Below are 3,561 nucleotides of genomic sequence, written 5' to 3'. Positions count from 1 at the left end.
TCTCCAAGAATACTTATCTTGTAAACTGCTCCCATTGTGCCTACGTATTGAAGTTGTTGTAAAAGAAGTTGTTGTAAAGATTGTCGGATTTTGTATCGAAATTCTACTTGAAGTTCTTCTTGAATCTGTTTTAATGCTTTTTCGTTATATTTGAGGAATCGCTCCTCAAAAACAACCATCTGATTCGTAAATTTTAGAGGCGTTTTCGCTATTTCCTTGGCAGACTCTGTAAGGCGCTTCTTTTCACTCCAAGCAACAAAACCAATTCCCAAGAAAAAACTCAAACCTACAACATATGCTGGTGGATTACCCCCAGTCAACAGTAGCATTATTCCCAAACCAGCACCGACTTTAGCCGTTTGCTCTAATAGCGAACTTAACCCCGCTTTAGCTTCTTCATAAAGGCTTATTTTTTCACGGTTGACCAGAGCCATGTCCGCCACCTCCCTTACTCTTTCTCAGCTCGCGCAAATCTACCCAAAAACGACCGATTATTCGACCCGCTAGGACGATCCACAAAAGAAAGTCAGATGCCACAATTATAAAACAAGCATATCGTGTTGGCCCTAAAGCACTTTCTTGCAGACAAACACTAAAATCAGAGAAACTCTTACCGATAATCCACTGTCCGATTAAGCCTGGAACTTGGAGAAGAATGCTGAGAGCGATCGCATCCTGAACGGACAAGTAAGTAGTCGTCCAAAGATCTCCCATTAAAGCCTTACCCATCAAATCCAAAGGCTCCCAGATATTCATTAAAACCACTTCTGTACGTCTTCCCAATCGCGTTTTAAGCTGGGGTTGCTGTTGGGACGGAGGGGGATTTGCGCTTGAAGATGGCTGAGATGGTTGGGGATTAGATGGCGGGGTCATTCAGAATGGTCTGGATTCAGACTTACGTAAATTTTAGCATTCCATAGCTGATGAGTTTGAGACTTTAGCTGTAAAGTGCGTCATAAGAGTATAATTTGCAAAGTAATTATTAATTTTATCGCGCTGACGCACCCTACTTCTTGAATTATGACAGCGCAAAAGCAGGACGCTTCCCAATCCAAGGTTTTGCAGTTTCAATTTGTGCAGCAAGAGAAATGAGAGTAGCTTCTTGTGCAGGTCGTCCGACAAGCTGAACTCCCAGCGGTAAGCCATTGGAATCGAAACCGACAGGAATGGCAATACTCGGTTGTCCGCTAGCATTAAAAGGCGGACAGGGAGCCACCCAATTCGCTAATTTTGGCATAGTTTCTTCCGGACTGAGATTAGCCCACTCGCCAACGCGAATTGTCGGATGCAAATAAACTGGTAAAACCAAAACATCAAAGTTATCGAAAAAGCCAACTATTCGCCTTGCAATAACTTGCATTTGGCAAACAGCTCGCAAATATTGACCGGCATCGCAAGTACGTTCTGCTAAATAGCGATTCACAGAACCCAGCGCTTCTTTAGGAATGCCAGATGCTGCTACACCTGAAAGCCAAACTGTTGTGAAAGGCTCTACCAAACCGTTAAAATCCGGACAACCGGGTGCAACGCTGTGACCGAATTCTTCTAGAAGTTTGGCAATTTCCAAAACGGGTTTTTGACATTCTTGAGAAGCTTCACCGATGGGTGGAATTGCCGTCGCAAAAGCGATTCGTAAACGATCGGGTTTTTGACTGCTAGCAACGAGGAAAGAAGGATTGGGATCTGGTAACCAATAAGGATCTCCGGTAATATAGCCAGACATGACATCCAGCAGAGCGGCGGCGTCCGCAACAGTACGAGCGATCGGCCCATTGGCACCGATCCCGCTTTGCCGATCTCCGATCGGTGCGTAAGATACCCTACCCCTGGAAGGCTTTATTCCCACCAAACCGCAACAAAAAGCTGGGCCGCGAATTGAGCCACCACCATCGGAACCTTGTGCTACAGCACACAATCCAGCTGCTACAGATGCAGCCGCACCGCCACTCGACCCCCCCGGAGTATAATCCAAATTCCAGGGATTGCGAGCTGGTGGAAACCCAGGCGGTTCAGTATAAGGCAAAGAACCCAACTCGGAAGTAGCAGTCTTGCCCAAAATAATAAAGCCAGCCTGCTTAATTCGCATTACCACCCCATCATCAAAAGCAGCCACCTGGCTCCTCAACACTGGCGTACCATAGCTACAAGGCACACCAGCAACGGGGTTAAGGTCTTTAATTGAAATCGGGACACCAAAAAAAGGCGGCAAATCTGAGGTATCGCCCTTACCGAGCTGCTCCGTTTTAGCTTTCGCATCTGCCAGAGCCAGATCTGCCATTACTGTAAAATAACTGCCCAGTTGAGCATCCAAGCGCTGGATGCGTTCCAAGTAAACTTCAACCAACTCTAGGGGCGATATTTCTTTGCTGCGGATCAGCCGCGCCTGTTCCAGCGCGGGAGTAAATGCTAGATCGACTTTAGAAGCGATCGGTTCTCGGTCATCAATCATCGCAGTTTCTCCCGTGCTTGGTAAGATTCGGTCTAGCTTATCGATTGTAGGTTGAGTTGAGCCCGATCAAGCCAATCCCACTAACTTATAGCTCAGTTCCCACATCCGCACAGCATTCTCATCATCGCGAGCTTGGGGAGATACCTGTTGCACAAACGACTTACGGTTTTTCTTCTGGCGATTTCCCCAGCTCCAATAAGCACCCGATTGTCTGTATTCCGGATCGGCGACTACCGCCGCCACCCTCTCGCCAGCCAACTCTTGAGATACGTATCCCCCCGTAATGTACTTCTGGAACAAGGGGAAAAGTTTCTGAAAGAGGGGATAGTGATTGCGGAATAGGGGCGTTTCTGCAACGCATCCCGGATAGAGAGAACTGAAGGTGATATCGGTTGAGGAGTGAAAGCGGCGATGCAGTTCCCGCATTGTCAGGACGTTGCAGACCTTGCTGTCCTTGTACGCCTTCACCGATTCAAACTTCTTACCATCAATCATGGAAATCGGATCTTTAAATCCGGCGGCAAAACCCTCAAAATTGCCTAAATCCGGACGCGGCGGAATCTTCCCGCCCAATTCGTCGGGGTTGTGGGTCACCGTTCCCAAAATCACCAACCGTCGATCGCGATAAGATGACCGTTTGAGATCCTCCAGCATCAGGTTGCACAGCAGGAAATGACCCAGGTGATTCGTGGTAACGGTCAATTCGTAGCCTTCTGGACTTCGCAATGGCTCTTTTAATAAAGGCATATAAATGGCGGCGTTGCACAGCAAAGCGTCCAAAGATAGACCCCGCGCCCTAAAGTTTTCCACAAATCGTCGCACGCTCTGTAAAGAGCCCAAGTCGATATGGATGAGCGTGTAGCTGTCCGAGGGTATTCCTACACTTTGAGCTGCTCTTGCTGCTTTGTCTAAATCCCGACAGCCCATGACTACGTGCCACCCTCTCTTCACCAGCGCTTTGGCGGCGTACAAACCGACTCCCGACGAAGTACCCGTGATTGCGACTGTTGGCTTGCGAGGTTGTTCCATTTTGTCGATCCTCCTGGAGTGCGAACTTTGTTCTCTCAATCTAATTTTTCCAGTTCTCAGCTCCTGTTTCACACCGAAGTGGG

The 3,561-nt window shown here is 47.9% G+C and carries 4 protein-coding genes; all 4 read right to left on the bottom strand.

The features are described from left to right. A partial coding sequence (locus tag H6S82_RS24005) for a hypothetical protein (protein WP_199317943.1) occupies positions 1-434 on the bottom strand: 434 nt, incomplete at its 3' end. After that, positions 415-873 (bottom strand): hypothetical protein, encoded by a 459-nt coding sequence (locus H6S82_RS24000; protein ID WP_190474882.1) that lies wholly within the window; start codon positions 871-873, stop codon positions 415-417. The genes H6S82_RS24005 and H6S82_RS24000, both read right to left, overlap by 20 nt. Before the next feature lie 145 nt (positions 874-1,018). Further along, positions 1,019-2,449, bottom strand: a complete 1,431-nt coding sequence (locus tag H6S82_RS23995) for an amidase (protein ID WP_190474883.1) — start codon at positions 2,447-2,449, stop codon at positions 1,019-1,021. 66 nt (positions 2,450-2,515) lie between these two features. After that, the gene (locus H6S82_RS23990; protein ID WP_190474885.1) at positions 2,516-3,478 is read right to left on the bottom strand and encodes a protochlorophyllide reductase; all 963 of its coding nucleotides are present in this window, start codon (positions 3,476-3,478) and stop codon (positions 2,516-2,518) included. Positions 3,479-3,561: the final 83 nt, after the last annotated feature.

It is taken from the genome of Planktothrix sp. FACHB-1355 (genome assembly GCF_014748295.1).
GTDB classification, from domain to species: domain Bacteria; phylum Cyanobacteriota; class Cyanobacteriia; order Cyanobacteriales; family Aerosakkonemataceae; genus Aerosakkonema; species Aerosakkonema funiforme_A.
Note: the sequence above shows the minus strand (reverse complement) of the source record. Positions and strands in the feature narration are given on the sequence as shown.